Here is a 25,186-nt window from a genome sequence, read left to right as displayed (position 1 = left end):
ATTATGATGAATGTGATTGGAATTGGCGATAACGTCGTCGATAAATACGCCCATACTCAGACCATGTATCCCGGTGGAAATGCGTTGAACTTTGCCGCTTATGCGGCCATGTTGGGACACAATGCGGCCTATCTGGGGATTTTTGGTAATGATGCCGCTGCGGAGCACGTTATGCAGGTGCTGGATAAAGTTGGCGTCAAGTGGCCCCACTGTCTGCAGGTGGCCGGGGAGAACGGCTGTGCGCAGCTGAAAATCGAAGAGGGAGAACGGATATTTCTTGGTTCGAACGCCGGGGGGATTCGTAAGACAACTTCGATGGATTTTATTTTTCAGCATGAGCAATACCTGCGTGAGTTTGATCTGATCCATAGCGGTTGTTACAGCTACATGGAGACGCAATTACCTCAGTTACGCAAGCTCAACATTCCTGTCTCTTTCGATTTTTCAGATGACTTTGTACTGGAGCAGGCGCTGCTGCTGTGCCGCTACGTCGACTTCGCATTCTTCTCATGCGCTGACTACAGCCTGGCGCAAACGCGTGAAATTGTGCAACAGGCGCAGGCCAGCGGGAGTCGCATTGTCTGCGCGACGCGTGGGGATGAAGGCGCGATTTTATTTGACGGGCAGGATTGGTATCAGCAGGCGCCCGATTACGTCACTCCAGTCGATACAATGGGCGCAGGTGATGCTTTTATTACCGCTTTCGTTTGCCATTTTCTGGCCCAACCTACGGGTAACAAGCGCGAAGCGATTACCAATAGCCTGCAAAAAGCAGCAGCTTTCTCGGCACAAATTTGCCTGAAAGAAGGGGCGTTTGGCTACGGGACTCACTACTAACCTATAACGCCCTCTCTCATTTTTCCGTACTGATTTCCGTCCGCTTGCCGGGCGGAAACGGGGATTCGTGCGCTTTTTCCGTGAGGAAAGAAATATGCATAGTGAAGCTGCTGATTTGATTTTACGTTCTGATGCTATTTTTACTGCTGCCAGAAATGAGCTATTTAGCGGATATGTCGTCATTAAAAATGGCGCTATCGCGGCGATGATAGCGAATGGGGAAGATATTCAACCCTGGAGAGGTGAAAGTACTCGCTTTATCGAACTTGGCGATCGCCTGATTTGTCCGGGATTTTGCGATAATCACACGTTTTTTACCGGCTATATGAGCATGCGGCGTGGCGTCGATCTCCATGCCGCCCGTGACAGTAATCATGCTCTTGAACTACTACAGGCTGCAGAAAATCTTCTCCCTGAGGGGAAAAGCCTCTATGGCTGGGGCTGGTCTGTTGCCCGTTGGGGAGCGGTGCCTGATGCCAGGTTACTGGATGACGCTTTCCCGCAGAGGCCGGTTGTCGCCATTAACGATGACAAAAGCTATTGCTGGATGAACCGTGCCGCCGTGGAGCTTTATGGCTTTACCGCTGAAGAGTGCAGCGCGGAGGCGAGAATCGCATTATTGGATGAGATGCTGGCTGATACCGCACAGTTAAAAAAAGAAATGCGGGCATTTATGACCCGACTTGCCGGACAGGGAATCACGGCGATAAAAGACGTTTGTTTCAACGATGCGCCGCGGTTGATGAATGCCTGGGATGAACTGGAAAAAGAGGATGCGCTGTCGCTGAGGGTGAGCATTGTTTCTCAGCCCGTATCTGCGCCTGTCGATCTTGCTTTCGGTGAACAGGCCCGACGCCGCTTTCATTCGCCATGGCTGCGGTTTCATGGTTTTAAATTTATGGTCGATGGCGTTATTGCCGATCATACCGGCGATATGATTTACCCCTATGCCGATCGTCCCGGCACGAACAATGAAAGGCCCGTTGACTATGATGCCCTGCGCCAGCAGGTTTTGCTGGCTGATGCTCGTGGATTCAACTGCTGTATGAATGCGGAGGGCGATGCCGCAATTCGCCGCTGTATAGATATTTTTGCCGAATGCCGTCAGCGTCACCCGCAGAGTGTGATCAGACATTCTCTGAGCGATCTGGAATGCCCGCATCCAAACGATATTCCCAGAATGGCTGAGCTCGGCCTCTTTGCCGAAGTTTATGCACAAATTCTGCTCCTTAACCCCTGCGAAGCCGAAGCCTATATGCGCGAACGCTATGGAGAAGAGCGCGAAGCGCAATTCTACGATTATGCCGCACTATTCGGGGCTGGCGTAACGGTCACTATTGGTACCGATCTGCCCCTGTTTATTCCTTCTGTTCCTGACGCGATGTATGCCGCCTGCTGTCGCCAGTTCCCTGATGGTTCACCCGTGAATGGCTGGTACCGCGAACGCGGAATGACACGACAGCAGCTCTTAACGGCCTGGACGTTGAATAGTGCTCGACATCACGGCATGGAAGATATGACCGGTAGCCTTGAGCCGGGGAAACGTGCGGATATCGCGGTTTTTGACCGTAATTTGTTGAGCTGCCCGAATGATGAGTTACGGACTTCCACCGTTGTACTGACCCTGGTGGATGGCCGTATTACCCATGACCTTCTGTGACTCTAAAAATGCCGAATGACGGCGAACATAATATAAACATCTTACCGAGGCGGATTATGCGTATTGCAAAAATAAAGTGGGCGATGCCACACTGCTACGCTCTGATTTTCTTCATTATTATATTAGTAGCGCTGCTGACATGGTGTATTCCCAGCGGCAGTTTTGATTATCACTCAGTGACTTTACCCGGCGGTGAAACGAAAACATTAGTGATCCCGGGGTCTTATCATCTGCTGGAAAAAGTCAGCAGCGAGGGCGATTTACGTCAGGGTATTGCCGCCGTACTGGCCGCGCCGATGGAGGGAATTATCAAGGCCGCCGACGTAGTGGCATTTGTACTCATTGTTGGTGGTGCTTTTGGCGTTATTTTACGTACTGGCGCTATTGAGCGGGGGCTGGTGGCGCTGGCTGAACGTCTGGCTGGTAAAGGGATTCTGGTTATCCCTATCGCAATGACCTTGTTTAGCCTGGGGGGCGCAACTTTTGGTATGAGCGAGGAGGTGATCCCTCTTTATGCGATCTTTATATCCCTCATGTTCGCGCTGGGTTATGACTCAATGACCGCGATCCTGATTCTTTTTCTGGGAACCCAGATTGGCTATGTTGGCGCAATGACCAATCCGTTCTCTGTACTCATTGCCCAGGGCGTAGCGGGTATTCAGGGAAATCCGCAGCTTTGGCTGCGTGCCATCGCATGGCTGGTCTTCACATTGCTGGCGATGACTTACACCATGTGGTACGCACATCGTGTTAAATGCACTCCACAAAAGTCGCCGGTATATGAGAATGATTGCCGCAACCGTGAGCAGTTTTTGTCGATACAGGATACGTCGGTCCATTTTTCCATCGCCGATCGAGTGATTATCATCGCTTTTGTGCTGGCGCTGACCATCATCTCATGGGGGTTAATCACGCGTGGCTGGTACATGGTTGAGATCGGCTCCGTGTTCCTGGCTCTGGGGCTATTTTCTGGGATCGTCGGGCGCATGGGTATTAGCGGGATGGCCGACAGCTTTGTCGAAGGGTGTAAAGAGTTTGTTTACGCCGCCGTAGTGATAGGACTCGCGCGCGGTATTTTGGTGGTGGCGGAGAACGGACGAATTATCGACACGTTGCTCTTTGGCTTGTCGGAAATGCTGGAAGGGTTGCCGCAGTACGCATTCACCACTCTGATGCTATTAGGGCATAACGTCATCACCTTTTTTGTCCCCTCCTCTTCGGGCGAGGCTGCGCTCACTATGCCCGTGCTGGCGCCATTAGGCGATTTAGTGGGTATCAATAAAGAGGCGATGGTAATGGCTTATCAATTTGGCAATGGCCTGACGAACCTGGTTTCTCCTACCGGTGGTGTATTGCTGGCCGGGCTGTCTATTGCGCGCATTGGATTTGGTCAGTGGTTAAAGGCGATTGCGCCGCTGTTTCCGGTGCTGTGGATAGTCAGCGCCGTGTTTGCTGCGATTTCGGCCTGGGTCTAAGGGATATGCGCGCCGTCGTAGTTTGATGGGCGCGCTTCGATTATAATCCTGCTTCGCATCAATGGCCGTGCTGGTACCTCTTTTATGTCGAATTTTGGACTGCAACAGAATACTTCCGTACCGTTATACAGGCAGCTTAAAGATAAAATCCTCAGCGATATCTCGTCCGGGAAACTCGCTGAAGGAGAGAAAATCCCCACCGAGATTGAGCTCAGCGAACTTTACAATATCAGCCGCATTACGGTGCGCAACGCAGTAAAAGAGCTGGTAGCCGAAGGCTATTTGGTGAAAAAGCAGGGGAAGGGGACTTTTGTCTGTCTGCCTAAAATTGAGCGTAAAGTTGTGCACCTGCTTAGCTTTACTGCCGCATGCGATGCTAACCATCTACCCACCCACAGCGTAGTGACTCGTCGTGAGATTCTGCCGGACTATCGTAATGCGCGTCAGCTTCTTGAGCTTGAGAGGGATGATTCCGTGCTTTATATCCAACGCCTCAGGATCGCTGGCGATGCGCCGTTAATGTTAGAGAATAATTACTACTCTCTGAAACGATTAGGATTTTTACAGCAGGAAGATCTCAGCGGGTCGCTTTATCAGCTATTGCGTGATAAATACGCGATCGTGCCTACCTATGCGGGTGAAACGACGGTAGAGATGGTGCGCGCGCATTCTGACAACGCACCGCTGCTGCAGCAACCGCCCGGCGAACCGTTATTCCTGATGAAAACGCTGATTCTGGATAGCCAGCATCAGCCTATTCACTATGGAGAACAGTATATTGTCGCCGAGCGTTACACGTTTAGTTTTTGATTTCAGTGGGAAAGCGTCGCAACCATCACCGCTTTGATGGTATGCATGCGGTTTTCCGCCTGATCGAAAACGATGCTCGCCGCGGATTCAAATACCTCGTCGGTCACTTCCATTCCGCCGTGCAGGCCGTACTCCGCCGCCATCTGTTTGCCGAGCGTGGTCTGGTCGTCGTGGAACGCGGGCAGACAGTGGAGAAATTTCACCTGCGGATTGCCGGTCAGCGCCATCATCTCGCGGTTCACCTGATACCCGCGCAGCAGCGCGATACGCTCCGCCCACTTCTCTTTGGCTTCGCCCATCGATACCCAGACGTCGGTATAGATAAAGTCCGCGCCCTTCACGCCCGCAGCGATATCTTCAGTTAGCGTAATATTGCCGCCGTTTTTCTGCGCCAGCGTGCGGCACTGCGCAACCAGCTTCTCTTCCGGCCAGCAGGCCGTTGGCGCGACCAGACGCAGATCCAGCCCGGTCAACGCAGCGGCTTCAAGCATGGAGTTACCCATGTTATTCCGCGCGTCGCCAGCGTAGACCAGAGTCATCTCGTTAAAGGCTTTGCCCGGCAGGTGTTCCTGCATAGTCAGTAAATCCGCCAGCAGCTGGGTGGGGTGAAATTCGTTGGTCAGGCCGTTCCACACCGGAACGCCGGCATACTCGGCAAGGGTTTCCACCACTTCCTGGCCATGACCGCGATATTGAATACCGTCATACATGCGCCCCAATACGCGAGCGGTGTCTTTAATCGACTCTTTGTGGCCAATCTGGCTGCCGCTTGGTCCGAGATAGGTGACGCGAGCGCCCTGGTCAAATGCGGCAACTTCGAAAGAGCATCGGGTGCGGGTAGAGTCTTTTTCGAAGATGAGCGCGATGTTTTTACCAGCGAGATGCTGAATTTCGATATTGTTTTTCTTATCAGCTTTAAGCCTGGCGGCCAGCTCAAGCAGAGCGGTGATTTCGGCGGGGGTAAAATCGAGCAACTTTAAAAAATGCTTCTGATAAAACGCGGACATGGTTCCCTCACGTGGCTCAAGCCATTTGTTGAATTAAAATTCACTTTATATGTATGAATATTCATTTGCAACCCCGCCTTATAAATCTTTCTCTCAGAAGGTGGAGGCAATCACGGCGGTATGTGACAATAGAAGTATCTGCGACACATTATGAGGAACGAGCCATGGCTAACCCGGAATTACTGGAAGAACAGCGTGAAGAAACGCGTCTGATTATTGAAGAACTGCTCGAAGACGGCAGCGATCCTGACGCGCTGTACACCATTGAACACCATCTTTCTGCCGATGATTTCGAAACGCTGGAAAAAGTGGCGGTCGAGGCCTTCAAGCTGGGTTATGAAGTGACTGAGCCAGAAGAGCTGGAAGTTGAAGAGGGTGATACCGTGATTTGCTGCGATATCCTCAGCGAATCCGCGCTGAATGCCGAGCTGATCGATGCCCAGGTTGAGCAGCTGATGACCCTGGCGGAAAAATACGACGTCGAGTACGACGGCTGGGGTACCTACTACGAAGATCCTAACGGGGAAGAAGGCGATGACGACGAAGATCTCGTTGATGAAGACGACGACGGCGTCCGCCACTAAGTAGCAGAGGTATACGGCGGCACGGTATGCCGCCGTATAGCAAGGAACTTCAATGGATTACCCGCAAATACTCGCTCCGATTTTAAGCTTTCTGCATTGCCCAACACCTCAGGCGTGGATTGATGAAGCCCGTAAACCGGAAAACCTCCCGCTGCTGTTGACCGACCATATGGTGTGCGAACTGAAAGCGGCGCAAAACGCCATGCTGCTGGTGCGTCGATACGTCGCGGATAAAGCAGGCGCGGATGAACTGCTGGCCTGCCTGAAGCCGTACGAGGACTTTACCTACCGCTGGGGGCCGGAACCGGATTTCGTCGCGCTGCATAAGCAGATAAATAAAAGCGCTATGCCGCAGACCGACGATCCCTGGGGACGTCAGCTACTCGACAGCATGATCCTGCTAATCAAAGAAGAGCTGCATCACTTCTGGCAGGTGAGGGAAATTATGCTTTCCCGCGATATCCCATACGTCAAAATCACCGCCAGTAACTATGCTCGCGGGCTGCGCCGGGAAGTGCGTTCGCATGAACCGGTCATGTTGATCGATAAACTCATCTGCGGAGCCTATATTGAAGCCCGCTCCTGCGAGCGTTTTGCCGCGCTGGCGCCATGGCTGGATGACGATCTGCAAAAGTTTTATCTGTCGCTGCTGCGCTCTGAAGCGCGCCACTATCAGGACTATCTGGATTTGGCGCAGAGGATTGCCGGGGACGATATCAGTGAACGCGTACGCCAGCTTGGCGAGGCGGAAGCGGCGCTCATTAACGCGCCCGAGGCGGAGTTTCGCTTTCACAGCGGCGTGCCCGCCTGAGCGTCAGGCCGCAGCTTCACCGCAGCGGCCTGACGATCCATTACAGATTGGCGTTTTTATCTTTTTCTGCTGTCGCGGCGGCTTTGGGCGCGCCGAGGGTGGTTTTAAACCAGTTCACTACCCGTTCAATAACCGGCTTCTGATACCAGCTGTCATCGCCGTGCTCCGCGCCTTCCAGCAGCACGTAATCGGCCGGGTTACCCTCTTTCTTCAGCGCACGATAGAGCTGTTGACTTTGTACCGGTGAAACCAGAGTGTCGGCGCTGCCGTGCATAATTAAAAATGGCGGCTTTTTACCGCGGATATGGCCCATCGGGCTGGCAGCCAGCGCTTTTTGCGGGTCACTGGCAATCGTCGCTCCCGGCCAGTCACGAAAGGCGCTACCGTGGACCAGCAGCGCTTCAGTGACTGCAGGTGACTGGTGCACTTTTTGAATCGCCTGCGGAAAACCTTCGCCGATATTCAACAGATTCGAAATTCCGTACAGCGTGGCGGCGGCCTGCACGTCCGATGACTGCGCCAGGTTATCGCCACGATCGAACGTTTTGTCGCCATTGGTAAGCGCCAGCATCTGCGCCATATAGCCGCCTGCGGAATCCCCCAGCACGCCAATACGCGACGGATCTATACCGTATTCCGCTGCATGTTCGCGCAGATAGCGAACGGCGGCTTTACCATCGATAATCGGGGCCGGGAAGGTATCGGGAACCGTACGGTATTCCGCCGCCGCGACGACGAATCCCGCCGACGCCAGCGCCATACGCATCTCGATAAACTTATTCCAGGCCGCGCTGGTGAAACCGCCGCCGGGGAAATAGACGATTGCCGGTTTCAGATCGCCGTTACGCGGCACCAGCAAAGACATATGCAGTTGACGAACGGCGACGGTGCTTTTTACCTGGCTATATACGATATCGTTGAGCGCATCGATACGGCCCCGGGTTTTTTCCACGCGGATGATCTGAGCGCCTTCGGTATTGCCAGCGAGTTCGCCGGCGTTAACGCTGGAAGCCATGCCGGCAAGTATCATGCTGCCGGTGAGCAGGAGGGAGAGTTTTTTCATTGTGTTCTATCCTGAGCAAGGCCTGCCGCGGCGGCAGGCTAAAAGATCCAATGCTCGAAGAGTGTATTAGCGAACACGTGCGGTGAATAACGCTCTTTTTGCATGAAAACCATGCGTTTTTTCGATTAATCCGCATCGCCTTTTCGCTGGCGCTACAGCACTTTCAGCATCCTGACTTCGCAGTCAACGTGGCCGGTGCAGCCCAGCGGCTCAGCAATATGCTCGAAGCCAAGGTGTTCATATAAACCGATCGCTTCTTTAAGGAAAGCGGTGGTTTCCAGATAACAGCGTTTGAATCCCTGCTGGCGGGCGTGATCCAGGGCCATCAGCGCCAGCTTTTTCGCCAGCCCCTGGCCGCGCGCGGAGGTCATAAAATACATTTTCTGGAGTTCGCAGATATCGGGCTCGCTACAGGTCAGAGGCGCAACCCCGCCGCCGCCAACAACCTGACCGTTTTGCTCAACGACCCAATAGGCGGCGCCCGGCTGGCTATATAGCTCATAGAGTTCATCCAGATTCGGATCGGCTACCGTATAGCCTTTGTCGGCGGTCAGGCCATATTCAGCGGAGACCTGACGGATAACAGCGGCTATCGCCGGATTATCATTAGCCGTGATGCGGCGCAGGGTTAGCGGTAGGGTTGCGCTCGTATTCATGTGAAGACTCATTGCAAAATAATGACGGATAATGTTGTTAATAACACTGCTGGAGGGGAGAGTGCAAGCGAGGATCTTTCACAGAAAACGCCCCTTATCCGAATGGATAAGGGGCGAGTGAATTACAGCGCGGCGATAACCGCCTGCTGCTCAATCAGCTTCGCTTTCGCTTCCGCATAGCCTTCCAGCTTCTCACGCTCTTTGGCGATCACCGCTTCCGGCGCGCGGGCCACAAAGCCTTCGTTGGAAAGTTTGCTTTCGATACGGCTAATCTCGCCTTCGATTTTGCTCACTTCTTTCGCCAGGCGCGCCAGCTCATCTTCTTTATTGATGAGGCCAGCCATCGGGATCAGCAGCTCGGCGCCGTCGATAATTTTGGTCACGGAAACCGGACCTTTATCATCGGCCGGCAGCACGGTGATGCTTTCCAGACGCGCCAGGTTCAACAGGAAGCTGCGGTTATCGTTCACGCGACGAATCGCGGCGTCGCTGCAGCCGCGCAGCAGCAGCTCAAGCGGCTTACCGGGGGCGATGTTCATTTCCGCACGGATGTTACGCACGGCGACGATCGCCTGCTTCAGCCATTCGGTATCGGCCAGCGCCGCTTCGTCAACCTGAGACGCATCGTACTGCGGGAACGGCTGCAGCATGATGGTATCGGCAGTGATACCGCAAATGACCTTCACGCGCTGCCAGATGGTCTCGGTGATGAACGGAATAATCGGGTGCGCCAGGCGCAGCAGACCTTCCAGAATGGTCACCAGCGTGTGACGGGTGCCGCGCAGCTCAGACTCGGAACCGCCGTTCATTACCGGCTTGGTCAGCTCCAGATACCAGTCGCAGAACTGATTCCAGGTAAACTCGTACAGAATGCCTGCGGCGATATCGAAGCGGAAGCCGTCCAGCGCTTCGCGGTAGGCTTTGATGGTCTGGTTGAATTCCGCAAGGATCCAGCGGTCCGCCAGCGACAGGGTCATTTCGCCGCCGTTAAAGCCGCAATCCTGATCTTCGGTATTCATCAGCACAAAGCGGCTGGCGTTCCACAGCTTATTACAGAAGTTACGGTAACCTTCCAGACGCTTCATATCCCAGTTAATGTCGCGGCCGGTAGAGGCCAGCGCCGCCAGGGTAAAGCGCAGGGCGTCGGTACCGTGCGGCTCAATGCCGTTCGGGAACTGTTTCTCGGTGCGTTTGGCGATTTTCTCCGCCAGCTGCGGCTGCATCATGTTGCCGGTACGTTTCTCCAGCAGCTCCGGCAGGGAGATGCCATCAACCATATCCAGCGGGTCGATAACGTTGCCCTTTGATTTGGACATCTTCTGGCCTTCGTCATCGCGGATCAAACCGGTCATATAGACGGTTTTAAACGGCACCTGCGGCTTGCCGTTTTCATCTTTGATGAAGTGCATGGTCATCATGATCATGCGGGCAATCCAGAAGAAGATGATGTCGAAGCCGGAAACCATCACGCTGGTCGGATGGAACTGGCGCAGGGCATCGGTGTTTTCTGGCCAGCCGAGAGTGGAGAACGTCCACAGCGCGGAGGAGAACCAGGTATCCAGCACGTCTTCGTCCTGGCGCAGCGCTACGTCGGCGCCGAGGTTATTTTCCTGGCGTACTTCGTCTTCGGTGCGGCCAACGTAAACGTTGCCGTCGTTGTCGTACCATGCCGGGATGCGGTGACCCCACCACAGCTGACGGGAGATACACCAGTCCTGAATATCGCGCATCCAGGAGAAGTACATGTTTTCGTACTGCTTCGGCACGAACTGAATGTCGCCGTTCTCGACCGCTTCAACCGCCGGTTTAGCCAGCACGTCGGCACGTACGTACCACTGATCGGTGAGCATCGGTTCGATAACGACGCCGCCGCGGTCGCCGTATGGTACGGTCAGATCGTGCGGTTTAATCTCGTCCAGCAGGCCCAGCGCGTCGATGGCGGCAACCACCGCTTTACGCGCGGCAAAGCGCTCCAGCTTCTGGAACTCCGCCGGGATGGCGTTTGAGTAGACGTCGGACTCGTTGCCTTTGGTGTCGTAAACTTCCGCGGTTTCGCGGATATCGCCATCAAAGGTCAGGATGTTGATCATCGGCAGCGCATGACGCTTGCCCACTTCATAGTCGTTAAAGTCGTGCGCCGGGGTGATCTTCACGCAGCCGGTGCCCTTTTCCATATCGGCGTGTTCATCGCCCACAATCGGAATGCGGCGGTCAACCAGCGGCAGAATGACGAATTTGCCGATAAGGTCTTTATAGCGCGGATCTTCCGGGTTAACGGCCACGCCAGTATCGCCCAGCACGGTTTCCGGACGGGTGGTAGCGACGACCAGATAATCTTTACCGTCAGCGGTTTTCGCGCCGTCGGCCAGCGGATAGCGGATATGCCACATCGAGCCTTTAGACTCGCGGTTTTCCACTTCCAGATCGGAGATGGCGGTACGCAGTTTCGGGTCCCAGTTGACCAGACGCTTGCCGCGATAGATCAGATCTTCTTTGTACAGGCGGACAAACACTTCTTTTACGGCGTTGGACAGGCCTTCGTCCATGGTGAAGCGCTCGCGCTCCCAGTCCACGGAGTTGCCCAGGCGGCGCATCTGACGGGTAATGGTGCCGCCGGATTCCGCTTTCCACTGCCATATTTTATCGATAAAGGCGTCGCGACCGTAGTCGTGGCGGGTTTTACCTTCTTCGGCGGCAATCTTACGCTCAACCACCATCTGGGTAGCGATACCCGCGTGGTCGGTACCTGCCTGCCACAGGGTATTTTTACCCTGCATGCGCTGGTAGCGAATCATGGTATCCATGATGGTTTGCTGGAAGGCATGACCCATATGCAAACTGCCGGTGACGTTCGGCGGCGGGATCATGATGCAGAAACTTTCCTGGCTTTCGTCGCCATTGGGTTTGAAATAGCCCTGCTTTTCCCAGTGCTCGTAAAGCGGCTGTTCGATATCTTGGGGGTTGTATGTCTTTTCCATTATTTCCAGGTTGCCGTGTTCAGGTTGAAACCAGCCATGCGGTACGCTTTGTAGCGTTCGCGCGCCAGTTGTTTCAAAGAGTCTTCATAAGGGACGAAGTCTATCACTTCTGTGAAAGCGGTGGCAAAATCTGCAAAGTTTAGCCGCAGGCTAATCAGAATATCCCGCGGGCTGCTGTTGCGTTTTTGCGGCCAGGCGATCTCCACCGGCGCGCCGCTGCGCGGACCTTCCCCCGCCAGATTATGCGGAACGAAACTTTCTGCGGGGCGTGCCCAGAGCGCTTCGTCCAGACGAATGGCCTGCTGCTCATCTTCGCAGGCGATGAGCACGCGTTTACCGCTGCGCCAACGTTCTGCGGCAATGTCACACACCAGCTGTTCAACGGCGCTCAGGCCATCCTGTTGCGTATCATTGTCCAGAAGATAGAACGTTGCGTTTTTCATATATGGGGCTTCTTGTGGTGACTTTAAATGCTTAAGCCGGGCGGCGCTACGCTGACCCGGCCTATAAACGGTATCTTTCCAGAGGCCCGGCAAGCGTAACGCCGCCGGGCATCAGCCGGCAATTACTCTTCGCCGGTAAATCCGGCGCGATTGAGCAGGAACTGCGACAGCATCGCCACCGGACGACCGGTCGCGCCTTTGGCCTTCCCGGAACGCCAGGCGGTGCCGGCAATATCCAGATGCGCCCAGTTGTATTTACGGGTAAAGCGCGCCAGGAAGCAGCCTGCGGTAATCGCTCCGCCAGGACGGCCGCCGATATTGGCCATATCCGCAAAATTTGACTCCAGCTGTTCCTGGAACTCGTCGGCAAGCGGCAGACGCCATGCGCGATCGCCCGCCAGTTCGGACGCGCCGATCAGCTCGTGGGCCAGCGGATTGTGATTCGACATCAGGCCGGTGATGTGGTGGCCGAGCGCGATCACGCAGGCGCCGGTCAGGGTGGCCACGTCGATAACCGTTTCCGGCTCGAAACGCTCAACGTAAGTCAGCACATCGCACAGCACCAGGCGACCTTCGGCATCGGTGTTCAGCACTTCCACCGTTTGCCCGGACATCGTGGTCAACACGTCGCCAGGACGATAGGCGCGGCCGCCAGGCATGTTTTCACATCCGGCCAGCACGCCGACAACGTTCAACGGCAACTGAAGTTCTGCCACCATGCGCATCACGCCGTACACCGCCGCCGCGCCGCACATATCGTATTTCATCTCGTCCATGCCTTCTGAAGGCTTGATGGAGATACCGCCGGAGTCAAAGGTCAGGCCTTTACCCACCAGCACGATAGGACGCGCGTCTTCCGCCGGGTTACCTTTGTATTCGATAACCGACATCAGCGATTCGTTCTGCGAGCCGTTGCCGACCGCCAGATAAGAGTTCATTCCCAGCTCTTTCATCTGCTGCTCGCCGATAACGCGGGTAATGACGTTCTTACTATAGGTATCGGCCAGCTGGCGCGCCTGGGAGGCCAGATACGCGGCGTTACAGATGTTGGGCGGCATGTTGCCCAGATCTTTCGCCGCTTTGATGCCGGCGGCGATCGCCAGACCGTGCTGGATAGCGCGTTCGCCGCTGGTCAGCTCGCGACGGGTGGGAACGTTGAAGACCATTTTACGCAGCGGGCGACGCGGCTCGCTTTTGTTGGTTTTTAACTGGTCGAAGCTGTATAGCGTCTCTTTGGCGGTCTCGACGGCCTGACGCACTTTCCAGTAGTTATTGCGGCCTTTGACGTGCAGTTCGGTCAGGAAGCAGACGGCCTCCATTGAACCAGTATCATTCAGCGTATTGATGGTTTTCTGAATAACCTGCTTATACTGACGCTCGTCCAGCTCGCGTTCTTTACCGCAGCCAATAAGCAGAATGCGCTCCGACAGAATGTTCGGCACATGGTGCAGCAATAAAGTCTGGCCAGGTTTGCCTTCCAGCTCGCCGCGACGCAGCAGGGCGCTGATATAACCGTCGCTAATTTTATCAAGCTGTTCGGCGATGGGGGAGAGACGACGTGGTTCAAAGACGCCGACCACGATACAGGCGCTCCGCTGCTTCTCCGGGCTACCGCTTTTTACACTGAACTCCATGCACTACGCTCCTGAATCTTAAAGACAACGACGGTGGCTACGGATAGAATTGAAAGCTTTCGTAACTCATGTCCGCTGTTGTGGTGACTTCGTGTTAATCTTAACGTTATTACGGCCTTGGTTCGTCAGAAAAGATCCTGATACGCAGAACCAGCGAGTCATTTAATCTTAGCGATGTTTTCGACGACTAAAGAGAATAAATGACGTTTAAGCCATGAAACAAGCAATTTTCCTGCAATAAAACGGGTTTTTACGGGCGTATTTATAGTGATAATCATAAGATATCTGGTTCGTGAGACGCTGAAAAGCCAGTTGGCGATCCTATTCATCCTGCTACTCATTTTCTTCTGTCAGAAACTGGTCAGGATCCTCGGCGCCGCTGTTGATGGCGATATCCCGACAAATCTGGTGCTCTCGCTGTTAGGGCTGGGCGTACCTGAAATGGCGCAGCTTATTCTGCCCCTGAGTTTATTCCTCGGGCTGCTGATGACGCTGGGCAAACTGTATACCGAAAGCGAAATCACGGTGATGCACGCCTGCGGCCTGAGTAAGGCCGTGCTGGTGAAAGCCGCCATGATCCTTGCGCTCTTTACGGGCATTATCGCGGCGGTCAACGTGATGTGGGCGGGGCCCTGGTCGTCCCGTCATCAGGATGAAGTGCTGGCGGAAGCGAAAGCAAACCCCGGCATGGCCGCGCTGGCCCAGGGCCAGTTCCAGCAGGCCAGCGACGGCAGCGCAGTGCTGTTTATTGAGAACGTCAACGGCAACCGTTTCAGCGACGTCTTCCTTGCCCAACTGCGGCCACGAGGCAACGCGCGCCCTTCGGTGGTGGTCGCGGATACCGGCGAGCTCTCGCTGCGTAAAGACGGTTCGCAGGTGGTGACCATGAATCAGGGCACCCGCTTTGAAGGCACCGCGATGCTGCGCGACTTCCGCATTACCGACTTTAAAAACTATCAGGCGATTGTTGGCCATCAGGCGGTGGCCTCAGATCCGAACGATACCGAGCAGATGGATATGCGCACCCTGTGGCGTACCGATACCGATCGCGCCCGGGCGGAGCTGCACTGGCGCTTCACGCTGGTGGCAACGGTATTCATCATGGCGCTAATGGTGGTGCCGCTCAGCGTGGTGAACCCGCGCCAGGGTCGCGTGCTGTCGATGCTGCCGGCGATGCTGCTCTATCTGGTGTTCTTCCTGCTGCAAACGTCGATTAAATCGAGCGGCGGTAAAGGCAAAATGGATCCGATGATCTGGATGTGGGCGGTAAACCTGCTCTATTTCGCGTTGGCCGTGCTGTTGAACCTGTGGGATACGGTGCCGATGCGCCGCTTCCGTGCCCGTTTTAACAAAGGAGCGGCGTGATGCAGGCGTTTGGCGTACTTGACCGTTATATCGGTAAGACGATTTTCAATACCATCATGATGACCCTGTTCATGCTGGTTTCCCTGTCGGGCATCATCAAGTTTGTCGACCAGCTGAAAAAGGCCGGGCAGGGCAACTATGATGCGTTAGGGGCCGGAATCTACACGATTCTCAGTGTGCCGAAAGATATCCAGATCTTCTTCCCGATGGCGGCGCTGCTCGGCGCGCTGCTGGGGTTGGGCATGCTGGCGCAGCGTAGCGAGCTGGTGGTGATGCAGGCTTCCGGCTTTACCCGCCTCCAGGTGGCGCTGTCGGTGATGAAAACCGCGATTCCGCTGGTGCTGCTGACCATGGCGATGGGCGAGTGGGTAGCCCCGCAGGGCGAGCAGATGGCGCGCAACTATCGTGCTCAGCAGATGTACGGCGGTTCGCTGCTTTCCACTCAGCAGGGCCTGTGGGCGAAAGACGGCCATAACTTTGTTTATATCGAGCGGGTAAAAGGTAACGATGAGCTGGGCGGAGTGAGCATCTACGCGTTTAACGACCAGCGCCGTCTGCAGTCCGTTCGCTACGCCGCTTCGGCAAAATTCGATACCGAAAATAAGCTCTGGCGACTGTCGCAGGTGGATGAATCCGACCTGACCGATCCGAAACAGGTCACGGGGACGCAGACCGTCAGCGGGACCTGGAAGACCAACCTGACGCCGGATAAGCTTGGCGTGGTGGCGCTGGATCCGGATGCGTTGTCAATCAGCGGCCTGCACAACTATGTTACCTATCTGAAGTCCAGCGGTCAGGATCCGGGCCGCTATCAGCTCAATATGTGGAGCAAAATCTTCCAGCCGCTGTCGGTGGCGGTGATGATGCTGATGGCGCTGTCGTTTATCTTTGGCCCGCTGCGTAGCGTGCCGATGGGCGTCAGAGTCGTGACCGGGATCAGCTTCGGCTTTATCTTCTACGTGCTGGACCAGATTTTCGGCCCGCTCACCCTGGTCTACGGCATCCCGCCGATAATCGGCGCGCTGTTGCCGAGCGCCAGCTTCTTCTTGCTGAGCCTCTGGCTGATGATGCGTAAATCCTGACGTAACGCGCCCCCTTCCTGAATCAGAAAGGGGGCGTTTTTTTAGCGTTTCCGTCCCCCAAGTAAGCTTCCCAGCATTCCCCTGACTATCTGCCTGGTGACCTGACGCACCGCGCTCTTCGCTGCCGTTTGCACAATGCCGTCGCGTTTGCCGCCGCGCGGCCCGGTAGTGCCGAACAGGATATCTTTGAGCCCGCCGAGCAGGCCGTCGTCATCGCCGTTTGGCTGGCCTTTTGCGGGCGGGGATTGCTGCTGCTCAGTTGTGGTCTGCACGCCCTGCTGCAGCATTTCAAACGCCGATTCACGGTCGATCTCTTCTTCATATTTTCCGTACAGCGGCGAGTGGTTAAGCAGTCCGTTACGTTCGTCATCGGTGACCGGGCCCATGCGCGAGCAGGGCGCGATAACCATCGCCCGCTCTACTATCGAGGGGCTGCCTTTCTCATCAAGAAAGGAGATCAGCGCCTCGCCGGTGCCCAGCTCCTGGATCGCCTGCTCGGTGCTGAACGCCGGATTCGCGCGCATAGTTTGCGCGGCGGTTTTTACCGCTTTTTGGTCTTTCGGCGTGAAGGCGCGCAGGGCGTGCTGCACCCGATTGCCCAGTTGACCCAGCACCGCATCGGGAATGTCCGCCGGGTTTTGTGAAACAAAATAGACTCCGACGGCTTTAGAACGAATCAGGCGGATGACCTGCTCGATTTTATCCAGCAGCACCTGGGGCGCATCGTTAAACAGCAGATGCGCCTCATCGAAGAAAAAGACCAGCTTTGGCTTTTCCTGGTCACCGGCCTCCGGCAGACGTTCGTAAAGTTCGGAAAGCATCCACAGCAGGCTGGCGGCGTACAGCTTCGGCATCTGATAGAGCTTTTCCGCGCTCAGGATATTAATTACCCCTTTACCCTGCGCATCAACGCGCATCCAGTCCTGGATATCGAGCATGGGTTCGCCGAAAAAGTGCTCTGCACCCTGCTGCTCCAGGGTCAGCAATCCGCGCTGAATCGCCCCGACGGAGGCGCTGCTGATGTTGCCGTACTGGTTCTGAAAAGCTTTGGCGTTGTCGCCAATGTGTTGGGTAATCGCGCGCAGGTCTTTAAAGTCGAGCAGCAGCAGCCCGCGGTCGTCGGCGATCCGGAAGATGATATTCAATACCCCGGACTGAACCTCATTGAGGTTGAGCAGGCGAGCCAGCAGCAGCGGCCCGAGATCGGAAACCGTGGCGCGGACCGGGTGGCCTTTCTCGCCAAAGATATCCCATAGCACTACCGGATTAGCATGCGGCTGCCAGTCCGTTGCGCCGATTTTTTCCAGCCGCGCCTGCAGTTTTTCCGAACTTTGGCCCGCCTCAGCGATACCGGTAAGGTCGCCTTTCACATCGGCCATAAATACCGGAACGCCGATTTCCGAGAAAGATTCCGCCAGCTTTTGCAGCGTGACGGTTTTACCGGTCCCCGTGGCGCCGGTAATTAAGCCGTGGCGGTTCGCCATAGCGGGCAATAAATGCAGCTGTTTTTCCAGCGTGCGTGCAATCAGCAGCGGTGAGCTCATGAGCGATTTCTCCATTTATCCTGCTGCGAGTATAGGCAACCTGATAGCAAAAGTGGGGAGATCGCGCACGCCTTCGCTTATTCCCTTCAGGCGCAGTGGCGCTGAATTAACGCGATACTCTGCTCGATTTCGCGGCGGATATCGTCTTCGCTCCAGTTTGCCAGCTCCGGTGAGAAGGGCTCGAACGCATATACGCCCTGATAGCCGCGGGCCTCCAGGTTTTTGACCTGCTCGCAGCTTTGCAGCTGGTCTTTTTCGGTCAGCATAATGCGTTCGTTGTCGGTCAGGGTTTCGCGCGGGCGGGTATCTTCTACGCCGGAAAGATGCACCAGGCCGATTTCGCCGACATCCACCTGGCTAAACTCCTGCTCCGCCTGCGGATAAAGATGATGGTGAAAGGTATCGATCAGCAGCTTAAACGGCACCCGTGCGTCGTGAATCAGCGTTTGCGCCTGCGCCGAGGAGCGCAGCGAGCTTTGCGGGAAGCCGAGCGGCTCGACGAGTCCCTCAATGCCATAGAAGGCGAATAGCGGTGCCAGGTCGCGCAGGGCGTTAAGGGTTTCGCTCGCCGGAACCTCGGTACCATCGTTCAGCGGGCACAGCACCAGCGATTTCGCGCCGACGGCTTTGGCCTCTTTTAGCAGGGACTCCGTCAGGCTGCGAACCTCTGCGGTGCGGCAGTTGAAAGGATAAACCGCGTTGATAGTGAGGATCTCAATATGGTAGCGGTCAGCCAGTTCACGAACCTGCTGGTGGCTCAGGTCGTCGGTCACTTTTCCGCTGGGGAGGTCGTTACGTAGCTCGACTTTGTTTAGCCCGAGGCTGTTCACCAGCCGGAAGAAGGCCTCAATGCTGAGGGAAGGGGCAATCTTGCGGTTGATACAGAAACGCTGTGCTGCAATAGCCATTTTGACTCTCCTGAAATAGATAGTTCGGCTTCGTTCGATTACCCCATAGTCAAAACATTTATTCCAAAATTAGCAATGCATGAAATGGCGAATTTTTGAGCCGACTCGCAAAATATTTTTCTTGGCTTCTTTCATTGCGGCGGGTTCCAGAAGGCGCTACGCCTGTTCTCTTTTTATGGGGGCTTTGCCTGTAAGACAGCGTTTCCTTACAAGAAAATGCGACCATCATCACCAAAATACAATTTCATTAATGATGAATATTGAAATATTAATTTCATTTTACTACGGTACAACACAGCAGATCCAGTAATGGGCCGTACTGCGTTGGCCCCCGATACCCCATACATATGAGGCGAGAGCATGACTATCACAGGAAACTTTATTGGCGGGAAGACCGTTACCAGCGGCAGCAACAATACAATGCCGGTTTTCGACCCCGCGACGGGCAAAGTGGTCCGCGAAGTCACGTTATCGACCGCGCAGGAAGTCTCCGATGCGATTCAGGTGGCGCATGATGCTTTTGATGGCTGGTCGCGTACCACGCCGCTGCGCCGGGCCCGCGTGCTGTTTAATTTTAAAATGTTACTTGAACAGCACGCTGAAGAGCTGGCGGGGATTATCGTCAGCGAACACGGTAAAGTCTTTTCCGATGCGATGGGCGAACTGACGCGCGGCATGGAAGTCGTTGAGTTTGCCTGCGGGATTCCGCACCTGATCAAAGGCGAGTTCTCATCGGATGTCGGCACCGGCGTCGATAGCTATTCTCTGATGCAGCCGCTGGGCGTAGTGGCGGGCATTACGCCGTTCAACTTCCCGGCGATGGTTCCGATGTGGATGTTCCCGCTGGCGCTGGCCTGCGGCAACAGCTTTGTCCTTAAGCCGCCAGCGCTGGCCCCTGGCGCTGCGTTGCGCCTGGCGGAGTTGCTGAAAGAAGCGGGGCTACCGGACGGCGTCTTTAACGTGGTGCACTGCAGCAATGAAGATGCTGAGCAGCTGTACAAGGATCCGCGTATTGCGGCGGTAAGCTTTGTGGGATCTTCCGGCGTGGCGGAGCATATTTATAAAACCGCCAGCGCTTATGGTAAGCGCGTTCAGGCATTTGGCGCGGCGAAAAACCACGCGATTGTGATGCCGGATGCCGATCTTGATGCCACCGTGAATGCGATAATGGGCGGCGCGTTCGGCTCTGCGGGCGAGCGCTGCATGGCGCTGCCGGTGGTCGTCGCTGTGGGCGATGAAACGGCAGATAAACTCATTGCGCGCCTCAAGCCGCTGGTGGAGTCCCTGAAGGTCGGCCCGGGCTGTATGCGCGGAAAAGAAGAGAACGAAATGGGTCCGGTCGTCTCAGAGGCGCATCAGAAAAAAGTGCTGGGATATATTGATAAAGGCGTCAGCGAAGGGGCGACGCTGGTGGTTGACGGGCGCAAGCTGCGAGTTGCCGGTTTCGAAGAGGGTTACTACGTTGGCGGAACGCTGTTCGACAACGTGACGCCGGAAATGACTATCTGGCGCGAAGAGATTTTTGGCCCGGTACTGGGTATTGTCCGCGTGGCGGACTACCACAGCGCGCTGGAGCTGGTAAACAGCCATGAGTTCGGCAACGGCAGCGCCGTCTTTACCAGCAACGGCCACACCGCGCGTGAGTTTGTACATGATGTCCAGGCCGGAATGGTTGGGGTCAACGTGCCGGTACCCGTTCCAATGGCCTTCCATAGCTTTGGCGGCTGGAAACGCTCCGTATTTGGCGCACTGAACGTGCATGGGCCGGATGGCGTGCGTTTCTATACGCGTATGAAAACCGCCACCGTCCGCTGGCCGCAGGGTCAGCAAACCGTATCTGAATTCAGCATGCCGACGTTAGGCTAATCGGCGAAGGAGAATGCCATGTCTTTACTGGCTAAAGCAAAAAAAGAAGGGCAGATTCAGCACATCACCCCGCAGAGCGCGGGGTGGAAGTACATTGGTTTTGATGTCTGGATGTTAAAGAAAGGGCAAACCGTTACCCTGGAAAGCGGCGATCGCGAGCTGTGCCTGGTGCTGGTCGCCGGGCTGGCTTCGGTAAAAACCTCGCAGGCCGATTTTCCGAATCTGGGCCAGCGTATGTCGCCGTTTGAGCGGACCCCGCCCTGGTCAGTTTACGTGCCGCCGCAGGATAAAGTCGAAGTGACGGCAGATTCTGACCTTGAGCTGGCGGTATGCAGCGCCCCGGGTAAAGGAACTTTACCGGCTCGAGTTATCTCCCCGCAGGACGTGGGCGTAGAGCATCGCGGTAAAGGGCGTAACCAGCGGCTGGTGCACAATATTCTGCCGGATAGCGCGCAGGCGGACTGCCTGCTGGTGGTAGAGGTTTACACTGACGAAGGAGCGACCAGCTCATGGCCGTCGCACAAGCACGACACGGCGCTGCCGGGTCAGGAAACTCAGCTGGAAGAGACCTACTACCACCGTTTCGATCCGCCGCAGGGTTTTGCCTTCCAGCGCGTCTATACCGATGACCGTAGCCTTGATGCCTGTATGGCTCCCTACAACCACGATGTGGTCATGGTACCGCGCGGCTACCATCCGGTAGCGGCGATAGCCGGGTATGACAGCTACTACCTGAACGTGATGGCCGGTCCGGATCGCAAATGGATGTTTACCTGGGAAGAGGATCACGCGTGGATCAACAGCCCTGATTATCCCCGCCACGATTAACAACAGTTGAAGACAAAAAGGCCGGTTAGCCATGCTAGCCAGCCTTTTTGATCCTGTAGCCCGAATAAGATCGTCGTCGCAATTCTGCCACACCCCCGGCTAGCGCTGCGCTTAGCCGGGCTACGGGTTTACCGTCGTCTGCGGACAAGTCGCCCGGATAAGACGTTTACGCCGCAATCCGGGAATAATGAAAAATTTAAGCCAGCTGCTTCGTTTCTGCATCCTTGCTGCTGTTCAGCGCCAGCGAGACCGCCAGCGTCTGAGCCAGACACAGGGAGGCCACCTGCGAGCGGAAACCATCAACCTGCGCCTCGCGCACGACAAAGCAGACGTCGCTGAAGGCCGCCAGCGGGCTGACCTGGCTGTCGGTAATCGCTATCTGACGTGCTTTACGCTGCGCGCCGAGCTCCACCAGTTCAACCACTTCCCGCGCATACGGAGAGAAGCTCACCGCCACGACGACATCTTTCGGCCCGACCAGGCTGAGCTGTTCGGTAAACATGCCGCCCAGACCGTCAATCAGGAACGCTTTACGGTCCAGATGGCGCAGGGCGTAGGTCAGATAGGAGGCGACGCTAAAAGAGCGGCGCAGGCCGATAACGTAGATATTTTCCGCTTCCGCCAACAGCGCGACCGCACGCTGCAGATCGTCGCCGGAGGTCTGCATCGCCAGCTGCTGCAGCGCCTGAGTATTAACCATAGTGAACATATTCAGGATTTCGGTCGGCGTTTCCGGCGGGGTTGCGTCATCCGTGGTGGTCTGGCGGAACAGACGCGCGCGCTCGGTATAGTTAGCGGTCTCTTCCATCAGGTGCTGCTTGAACATCTGCTTCATTTCGTTGAAACCGCTAAAACCAAAGGCGTTAGCGAAGCGGATCAGCGTGGAAGGGGGGACGTCAGCTTGTTGCGCGATAGAGGCCACGGTATCGAAAGCCACGCTATTGCTGTTATCGAGAATATAGCGGGCTACCTGTTTCAGGCGTTTGCTTAACGTATCGTAGCGACGCCTGATTTCATCCTGCAAGATGGTAAGTTGGGTCGGATTATTGGCCATAGATTGCGCTCTGAGAAAATGAAAGGAATATAATTTCCAGTGTATCAAATGAAGCGAATTTTTCATTTACTACGATGAAATACGCGATTCATTTCACGAAGATCCAGAAAAAAGCCCGCATCTTGGGGAAAGGATGCGGGCCTGGTTAGTATCAGCCGCGGGCTTCTCGCCAGTAGCCGATGAGCGTGAGGTAGTTGCGTTTCACTTCGTTAATCAGCGCCTCGTCGCTGAGCTCTCCCTGCATCCAGCGCCGTGAAGGCTGGCCAAAAATGGTGCGTCCTACGGCAAAACCTTTGATCATCGGATGCTTCGCCGCTTCGGCAAAACCGGCGCGCAGACGGTCCGAAGGGGCGTCCAGGCCGAGGATTAAGATCCCGCGGCACCAGCTATCTTCGCGCGCGATCAGTTTGCCAATCCTTTCCCATTCCGCGCTCGACAGCGGCGGCAGCTTCCACCAGTCCGGCTGGATGCCCAGCTGATAGAAGTGCTCCAGCATGTCGTGGTAGTGGCGTTCATCTTTATCCGGGCCGTTTTCCGGCAGAATAATTTCCAGCAGCAGCTCATGCCCGGACTTGTTGCACGCCTGCCAGACTTCCAGCAGCAGCGCATCCTGTTCAGCGCGCAGTTCGGCAGGGTCGGCCGGGTGGTAGAAGACCAGGCATTTCACGACGTGCTCCAGCGGCCAGTCGATAAGCTGGGAACCGATGTTGCCATGTTCCAGGCGCAGCGGGCGCGAGCTTGGCATTTCAATCGGCCGGCCAATCCACCAGCCCTTGCCGGTGATGGCATTGAGCGAGCGCTGGCCGTAGGTGCCATCGGCGAGAATGCCGCTGCGGCCGTCAAGACCGGCTTCGTCTGCGGCGGCTTCCGCGGCCGCCAGCAGCAGCAGCTTCAGCTGCGGAATACAGGATTCATCACGCCCGGTTTCCAGCGCCAGGTCTGCCAGCTGCTTACGGTGGTCAAAGGCGAAAATGCACAGCTCCGGCCACGCCTGGCGGCGGCTGGTGACGCGATGGAGATGGTTGAGGCGAGCGTCGATATCCGGACGCGGGACAGATTCTGCTCGCGACAGATAGTCGTCAAGTTCGGCTTTGGTTGGCATCGCGGGCGCGCAGCCGTGACGTGAAACCACCAGCGCGCCGCAGGCGTTAGCGTAGCGACAGGCCTGCTCCCAGCCTTCGTCGTTAAGCCAGCCGCGCAGCAGGCCGGACATAAAGGCATCGCCAGCGCCGAGGACGTTAAGCACGTCTACGCGCACGCCCTGCTGCAGCGGCACGCTATCCCAGCTGTCGGGAATGTCGCCTTCCAGCACCACGCAGCCCATCGGACCGCGTTTGCAAACCAGCGTCGCTTTCGTAGCGTTACGCACGTTTTTCAGCGCGATCAGAGTATCGGTACTGCCGCCGGCAATATGAAACTCCTCTTCAGTCCCCACCACTAAATCGAACAGATGCAGGACTTCCTGCAGCTGGCTGGTCACCTGACCGGACTCAATGAAACGCGTTTCGCCGTCGCCTAAAGAGGTTAACCCCCAAAGCACCGGACGATAGTCGATATCCAGCGCCGTACGCAGGCCGTGACGGCGGGCGTACTCCAGCGCCTTCAGCACCGCTTCACGCGTGTTGGCGTGCGAAAGGTGGGTACCGGTTACCGCCAGCGCCCGGGAGGAGGCGATGTACTCTTCCTTAATGTCTTCTGGCGAAAGGGCCATATCGGCGCAGTTATCGCGGTAAAAAATGAGTGGAAATGTCTCCTGATCTTTAATCCCCAGCATCACTAACGCCGTCAGGCGCTGCTTATCGGTGATCAGATATTCGGTATCGACGCCGGCGCGGCTGAGCGTTTCGCGTAAAAAACGACCATTGTGCTCATCGCCCACGCGGGCAAGCATCGCCGATTTTAATCCCTGTATAGCGGTGCCGAAGGCGACGTTGCCGGAAGAGCCACCCAGGTACTTAGAAAAACTGGCAACATCTTCCAGCCTCGCGCCAATCTGCTGGGCATAGAGATCGACTGCCACCCGGCCAATACAGATGACGTCGAGTCGCTTTACTGCTGCATTCATAGCTAGGGTTTCCTTTTGCATTTCTGCTGTACGGAAGAGTCGGGATGCCGACAGCGTCTCCGAAAACAGCCTGAGGGTTATTGGTTATCCCTAGTTTGAGAAATAAATATTTCATTTGCAAACTAGATCGAAATTAAAAAACCAAAAATGTGAGGGATATACCACTCTGCCGCGCCGAGCCCCATTCTGCCTCAGATCCTGCGCGCCGAGGTAAAGCTGAACTACCGGCCATTTACTATCACTCTTTACCTATGATTTTTAAGGGGATATTAAGAGCAGTACCGCGTAAATTGCGTGTCATCCCGGATACAGGATGTGAATGAAACGGGTGAAATGCATAGAGAGTTTGATCCCTCTCGCAAAATGAAATATTTCTTCTGTATTTCTATTTAATGAAAAAAATGTTTGCCTATAATCCAGAAGTATTCCAGTGGCGTTAACGATTTTCCTGGCCCATCGCTTGTCACGCTGGGCGGGGTAAAACGCTGACCTACACGCAAATACTGAACAATAAGG

At 55.6% G+C, this 25,186-nt stretch carries 21 protein-coding genes; 10 read left to right on the top strand and 11 right to left on the bottom strand.

Annotated features, from left to right (window positions below; genetic code table 11):
- Window positions 1-6 precede the first annotated feature (6 nt).
- The 4 genes from IAE27_RS13370 (at window position 7) to IAE27_RS13355 (ending at window position 4,782) form a co-directional block, all read left to right on the top strand.
- Window positions 7-837, top strand: a complete 831-nt coding sequence (locus IAE27_RS13370; protein ID WP_032728797.1) for a PfkB family carbohydrate kinase — start codon at window positions 7-9, stop codon at window positions 835-837.
- Between the two features lie 94 nt (window positions 838-931).
- Complete coding sequence (locus IAE27_RS13365) at window positions 932-2,497, top strand: amidohydrolase (protein WP_004108904.1); 1,566 nt, start codon at window positions 932-934, stop codon at window positions 2,495-2,497.
- A 56-nt stretch (window positions 2,498-2,553) separates the two neighbouring features.
- Window positions 2,554-3,972: a YfcC family protein gene (locus IAE27_RS13360; protein WP_200092547.1), complete on the top strand. Its 1,419-nt coding sequence runs from the start codon at window positions 2,554-2,556 to the stop codon at window positions 3,970-3,972.
- Window positions 3,973-4,056: 84 nt separating this feature from the next.
- Window positions 4,057-4,782, top strand: coding sequence for a GntR family transcriptional regulator (locus IAE27_RS13355; protein WP_001727696.1), 726 nt, complete (start codon window positions 4,057-4,059; stop codon window positions 4,780-4,782).
- 2 nt (window positions 4,783-4,784) lie between these two features.
- Here the strand turns inward: IAE27_RS13355 and argF are convergent, their stop codons facing one another.
- Window positions 4,785-5,789 (bottom strand): ornithine carbamoyltransferase, encoded by a 1,005-nt coding sequence (gene argF, locus IAE27_RS13350; RefSeq protein WP_004108896.1) that lies wholly within the window; start codon window positions 5,787-5,789, stop codon window positions 4,785-4,787.
- Complete coding sequence (gene argL / locus IAE27_RS29975) at window positions 5,759-5,854, bottom strand: putative translational regulatory protein ArgL (protein ID WP_370798676.1); 96 nt, start codon at window positions 5,852-5,854, stop codon at window positions 5,759-5,761. Before argL ends, argF begins: the two co-directional genes overlap by 31 nt.
- Window positions 5,855-5,953: 99 nt before the next feature.
- Between argL and rraB the strand changes: the two genes are divergently transcribed.
- Window positions 5,954-6,373, top strand: a complete 420-nt coding sequence (gene rraB / locus IAE27_RS13345) for a ribonuclease E inhibitor RraB (protein ID WP_004108894.1) — start codon at window positions 5,954-5,956, stop codon at window positions 6,371-6,373.
- Window positions 6,374-6,425: 52 nt separating this feature from the next.
- The gene (miaE, locus tag IAE27_RS13340; RefSeq protein ID WP_004117554.1) at window positions 6,426-7,184 is read left to right on the top strand and encodes a tRNA isopentenyl-2-thiomethyl-A-37 hydroxylase MiaE; all 759 of its coding nucleotides are present in this window, start codon (window positions 6,426-6,428) and stop codon (window positions 7,182-7,184) included.
- A gap of 40 nt (window positions 7,185-7,224) precedes the next feature.
- Here miaE and IAE27_RS13335 read toward each other — a convergent pair whose 3' ends face one another.
- From IAE27_RS13335 to pepA, 5 genes are all read right to left on the bottom strand, one after another.
- Entirely contained in the window at window positions 7,225-8,247 is a 1,023-nt protein-coding gene (locus tag IAE27_RS13335) for an alpha/beta hydrolase (RefSeq protein WP_016808108.1), read from the bottom strand.
- 152 nt (window positions 8,248-8,399) lie between these two features.
- Window positions 8,400-8,903 (bottom strand): GNAT family N-acetyltransferase, encoded by a 504-nt coding sequence (locus IAE27_RS13330; RefSeq protein ID WP_004108871.1) that lies wholly within the window; start codon window positions 8,901-8,903, stop codon window positions 8,400-8,402.
- A gap of 122 nt (window positions 8,904-9,025) precedes the next feature.
- Window positions 9,026-11,881, bottom strand: a complete 2,856-nt coding sequence (locus tag IAE27_RS13325; RefSeq protein ID WP_200092543.1) for a valine--tRNA ligase — start codon at window positions 11,879-11,881, stop codon at window positions 9,026-9,028.
- Entirely contained in the window at window positions 11,881-12,324 is a 444-nt protein-coding gene (holC, locus tag IAE27_RS13320; RefSeq protein ID WP_142475453.1) for a DNA polymerase III subunit chi, read from the bottom strand. Before holC ends, IAE27_RS13325 begins: the two co-directional genes overlap by 1 nt.
- Window positions 12,325-12,446: 122 nt before the next feature.
- On the bottom strand, window positions 12,447-13,958 hold the full coding sequence (gene pepA, locus IAE27_RS13315; RefSeq protein WP_004108865.1) for a leucyl aminopeptidase: 1,512 nt from the start codon (window positions 13,956-13,958) through the stop codon (window positions 12,447-12,449).
- 267 nt (window positions 13,959-14,225) lie between these two features.
- Here pepA and lptF point away from each other — a divergent pair, with 267 nt between their 5' ends.
- Together lptF and lptG are read left to right on the top strand one after the other, a co-directional pair.
- The gene (gene lptF, locus IAE27_RS13310) at window positions 14,226-15,323 is read left to right on the top strand and encodes an LPS export ABC transporter permease LptF (RefSeq protein ID WP_004108862.1); all 1,098 of its coding nucleotides are present in this window, start codon (window positions 14,226-14,228) and stop codon (window positions 15,321-15,323) included.
- Window positions 15,323-16,405, top strand: a complete 1,083-nt coding sequence (gene lptG / locus IAE27_RS13305; protein ID WP_004108859.1) for an LPS export ABC transporter permease LptG — start codon at window positions 15,323-15,325, stop codon at window positions 16,403-16,405. Before lptF ends, lptG begins: the two co-directional genes overlap by 1 nt.
- 41 nt (window positions 16,406-16,446) lie before the next feature.
- On the opposite strand, the gene IAE27_RS13300 is transcribed toward lptG, so the two are convergent.
- Together IAE27_RS13300 and IAE27_RS13295 are read right to left on the bottom strand one after the other, a co-directional pair.
- Complete coding sequence (locus IAE27_RS13300) at window positions 16,447-17,949, bottom strand: helicase HerA-like C-terminal domain-containing protein (protein WP_004108856.1); 1,503 nt, start codon at window positions 17,947-17,949, stop codon at window positions 16,447-16,449.
- Window positions 17,950-18,035: 86 nt separating this feature from the next.
- Window positions 18,036-18,857, bottom strand: a complete 822-nt coding sequence (locus IAE27_RS13295) for a TIM barrel protein (RefSeq protein WP_108704281.1) — start codon at window positions 18,855-18,857, stop codon at window positions 18,036-18,038.
- A 360-nt stretch (window positions 18,858-19,217) separates the two neighbouring features.
- Here IAE27_RS13295 and IAE27_RS13290 point away from each other — a divergent pair, with 360 nt between their 5' ends.
- Window positions 19,218-20,723, top strand: a complete 1,506-nt coding sequence (locus IAE27_RS13290) for a CoA-acylating methylmalonate-semialdehyde dehydrogenase (protein WP_070556570.1) — start codon at window positions 19,218-19,220, stop codon at window positions 20,721-20,723.
- Window positions 20,724-20,741: 18 nt separating this feature from the next.
- Window positions 20,742-21,551, top strand: coding sequence for a 5-deoxy-glucuronate isomerase (gene iolB / locus IAE27_RS13285; RefSeq protein ID WP_004108848.1), 810 nt, complete (start codon window positions 20,742-20,744; stop codon window positions 21,549-21,551).
- Between the two features lie 196 nt (window positions 21,552-21,747).
- On the opposite strand, the gene IAE27_RS13280 is transcribed toward iolB, so the two are convergent.
- A complete protein-coding gene (locus IAE27_RS13280; protein ID WP_004098142.1) occupies window positions 21,748-22,605 on the bottom strand; it encodes a MurR/RpiR family transcriptional regulator in 858 nt (285 codons plus the stop codon).
- Between the two features lie 151 nt (window positions 22,606-22,756).
- Window positions 22,757-24,670 carry a bifunctional 5-dehydro-2-deoxygluconokinase/5-dehydro-2-deoxyphosphogluconate aldolase gene (locus IAE27_RS13275; RefSeq protein WP_049128372.1) on the bottom strand — a complete coding sequence of 638 codons (1,914 nt, stop codon included), beginning with the start codon at window positions 24,668-24,670 and terminating at the stop codon, window positions 22,757-22,759.
- Window positions 24,671-25,186: the final 516 nt, after the last annotated feature.

The organism is Klebsiella sp. S69, assembly GCF_016516145.1.
Taxonomy (GTDB): domain Bacteria; phylum Pseudomonadota; class Gammaproteobacteria; order Enterobacterales; family Enterobacteriaceae; genus Klebsiella; species Klebsiella oxytoca.
This window is presented reverse-complemented; position numbering and strand designations above follow the sequence as displayed.

What these genes read in the sequence shown, in the direction of transcription:
- IAE27_RS13370 (WP_032728797.1), top strand. Translation starts at nt 7, where the DNA reads ATGAATGTGATTGGAATTGGCGATAACGTCGTCGATAAATACGCCCAT.
- IAE27_RS13365 (WP_004108904.1), top strand. Translation starts at nt 932, where the DNA reads ATGCATAGTGAAGCTGCTGATTTGATTTTACGTTCTGATGCTATTTTT.
- IAE27_RS13360 (WP_200092547.1), top strand. Translation starts at nt 2,554, where the DNA reads ATGCGTATTGCAAAAATAAAGTGGGCGATGCCACACTGCTACGCTCTG.
- IAE27_RS13355 (WP_001727696.1), top strand. Translation starts at nt 4,057, where the DNA reads ATGTCGAATTTTGGACTGCAACAGAATACTTCCGTACCGTTATACAGG.
- argF (WP_004108896.1), bottom strand. Translation starts at nt 5,789, where the DNA reads ATGTCCGCGTTTTATCAGAAGCATTTTTTAAAGTTGCTCGATTTTACC.
- argL (WP_370798676.1), bottom strand. Translation starts at nt 5,854, where the DNA reads ATGAATATTCATACATATAAAGTGAATTTTAATTCAACAAATGGCTTG.
- rraB (WP_004108894.1), top strand. Translation starts at nt 5,954, where the DNA reads ATGGCTAACCCGGAATTACTGGAAGAACAGCGTGAAGAAACGCGTCTG.
- miaE (WP_004117554.1), top strand. Translation starts at nt 6,426, where the DNA reads ATGGATTACCCGCAAATACTCGCTCCGATTTTAAGCTTTCTGCATTGC.
- IAE27_RS13335 (WP_016808108.1), bottom strand. Translation starts at nt 8,247, where the DNA reads ATGAAAAAACTCTCCCTCCTGCTCACCGGCAGCATGATACTTGCCGGC.
- IAE27_RS13330 (WP_004108871.1), bottom strand. Translation starts at nt 8,903, where the DNA reads ATGAATACGAGCGCAACCCTACCGCTAACCCTGCGCCGCATCACGGCT.
- IAE27_RS13325 (WP_200092543.1), bottom strand. Translation starts at nt 11,881, where the DNA reads ATGGAAAAGACATACAACCCCCAAGATATCGAACAGCCGCTTTACGAG.
- holC (WP_142475453.1), bottom strand. Translation starts at nt 12,324, where the DNA reads ATGAAAAACGCAACGTTCTATCTTCTGGACAATGATACGCAACAGGAT.
- pepA (WP_004108865.1), bottom strand. Translation starts at nt 13,958, where the DNA reads ATGGAGTTCAGTGTAAAAAGCGGTAGCCCGGAGAAGCAGCGGAGCGCC.
- lptG (WP_004108859.1), top strand. Translation starts at nt 15,323, where the DNA reads ATGCAGGCGTTTGGCGTACTTGACCGTTATATCGGTAAGACGATTTTC.
- IAE27_RS13300 (WP_004108856.1), bottom strand. Translation starts at nt 17,949, where the DNA reads ATGAGCTCACCGCTGCTGATTGCACGCACGCTGGAAAAACAGCTGCAT.
- IAE27_RS13295 (WP_108704281.1), bottom strand. Translation starts at nt 18,857, where the DNA reads ATGGCTATTGCAGCACAGCGTTTCTGTATCAACCGCAAGATTGCCCCT.
- IAE27_RS13290 (WP_070556570.1), top strand. Translation starts at nt 19,218, where the DNA reads ATGACTATCACAGGAAACTTTATTGGCGGGAAGACCGTTACCAGCGGC.
- iolB (WP_004108848.1), top strand. Translation starts at nt 20,742, where the DNA reads ATGTCTTTACTGGCTAAAGCAAAAAAAGAAGGGCAGATTCAGCACATC.
- IAE27_RS13280 (WP_004098142.1), bottom strand. Translation starts at nt 22,605, where the DNA reads ATGGCCAATAATCCGACCCAACTTACCATCTTGCAGGATGAAATCAGG.
- IAE27_RS13275 (WP_049128372.1), bottom strand. Translation starts at nt 24,670, where the DNA reads ATGAATGCAGCAGTAAAGCGACTCGACGTCATCTGTATTGGCCGGGTG.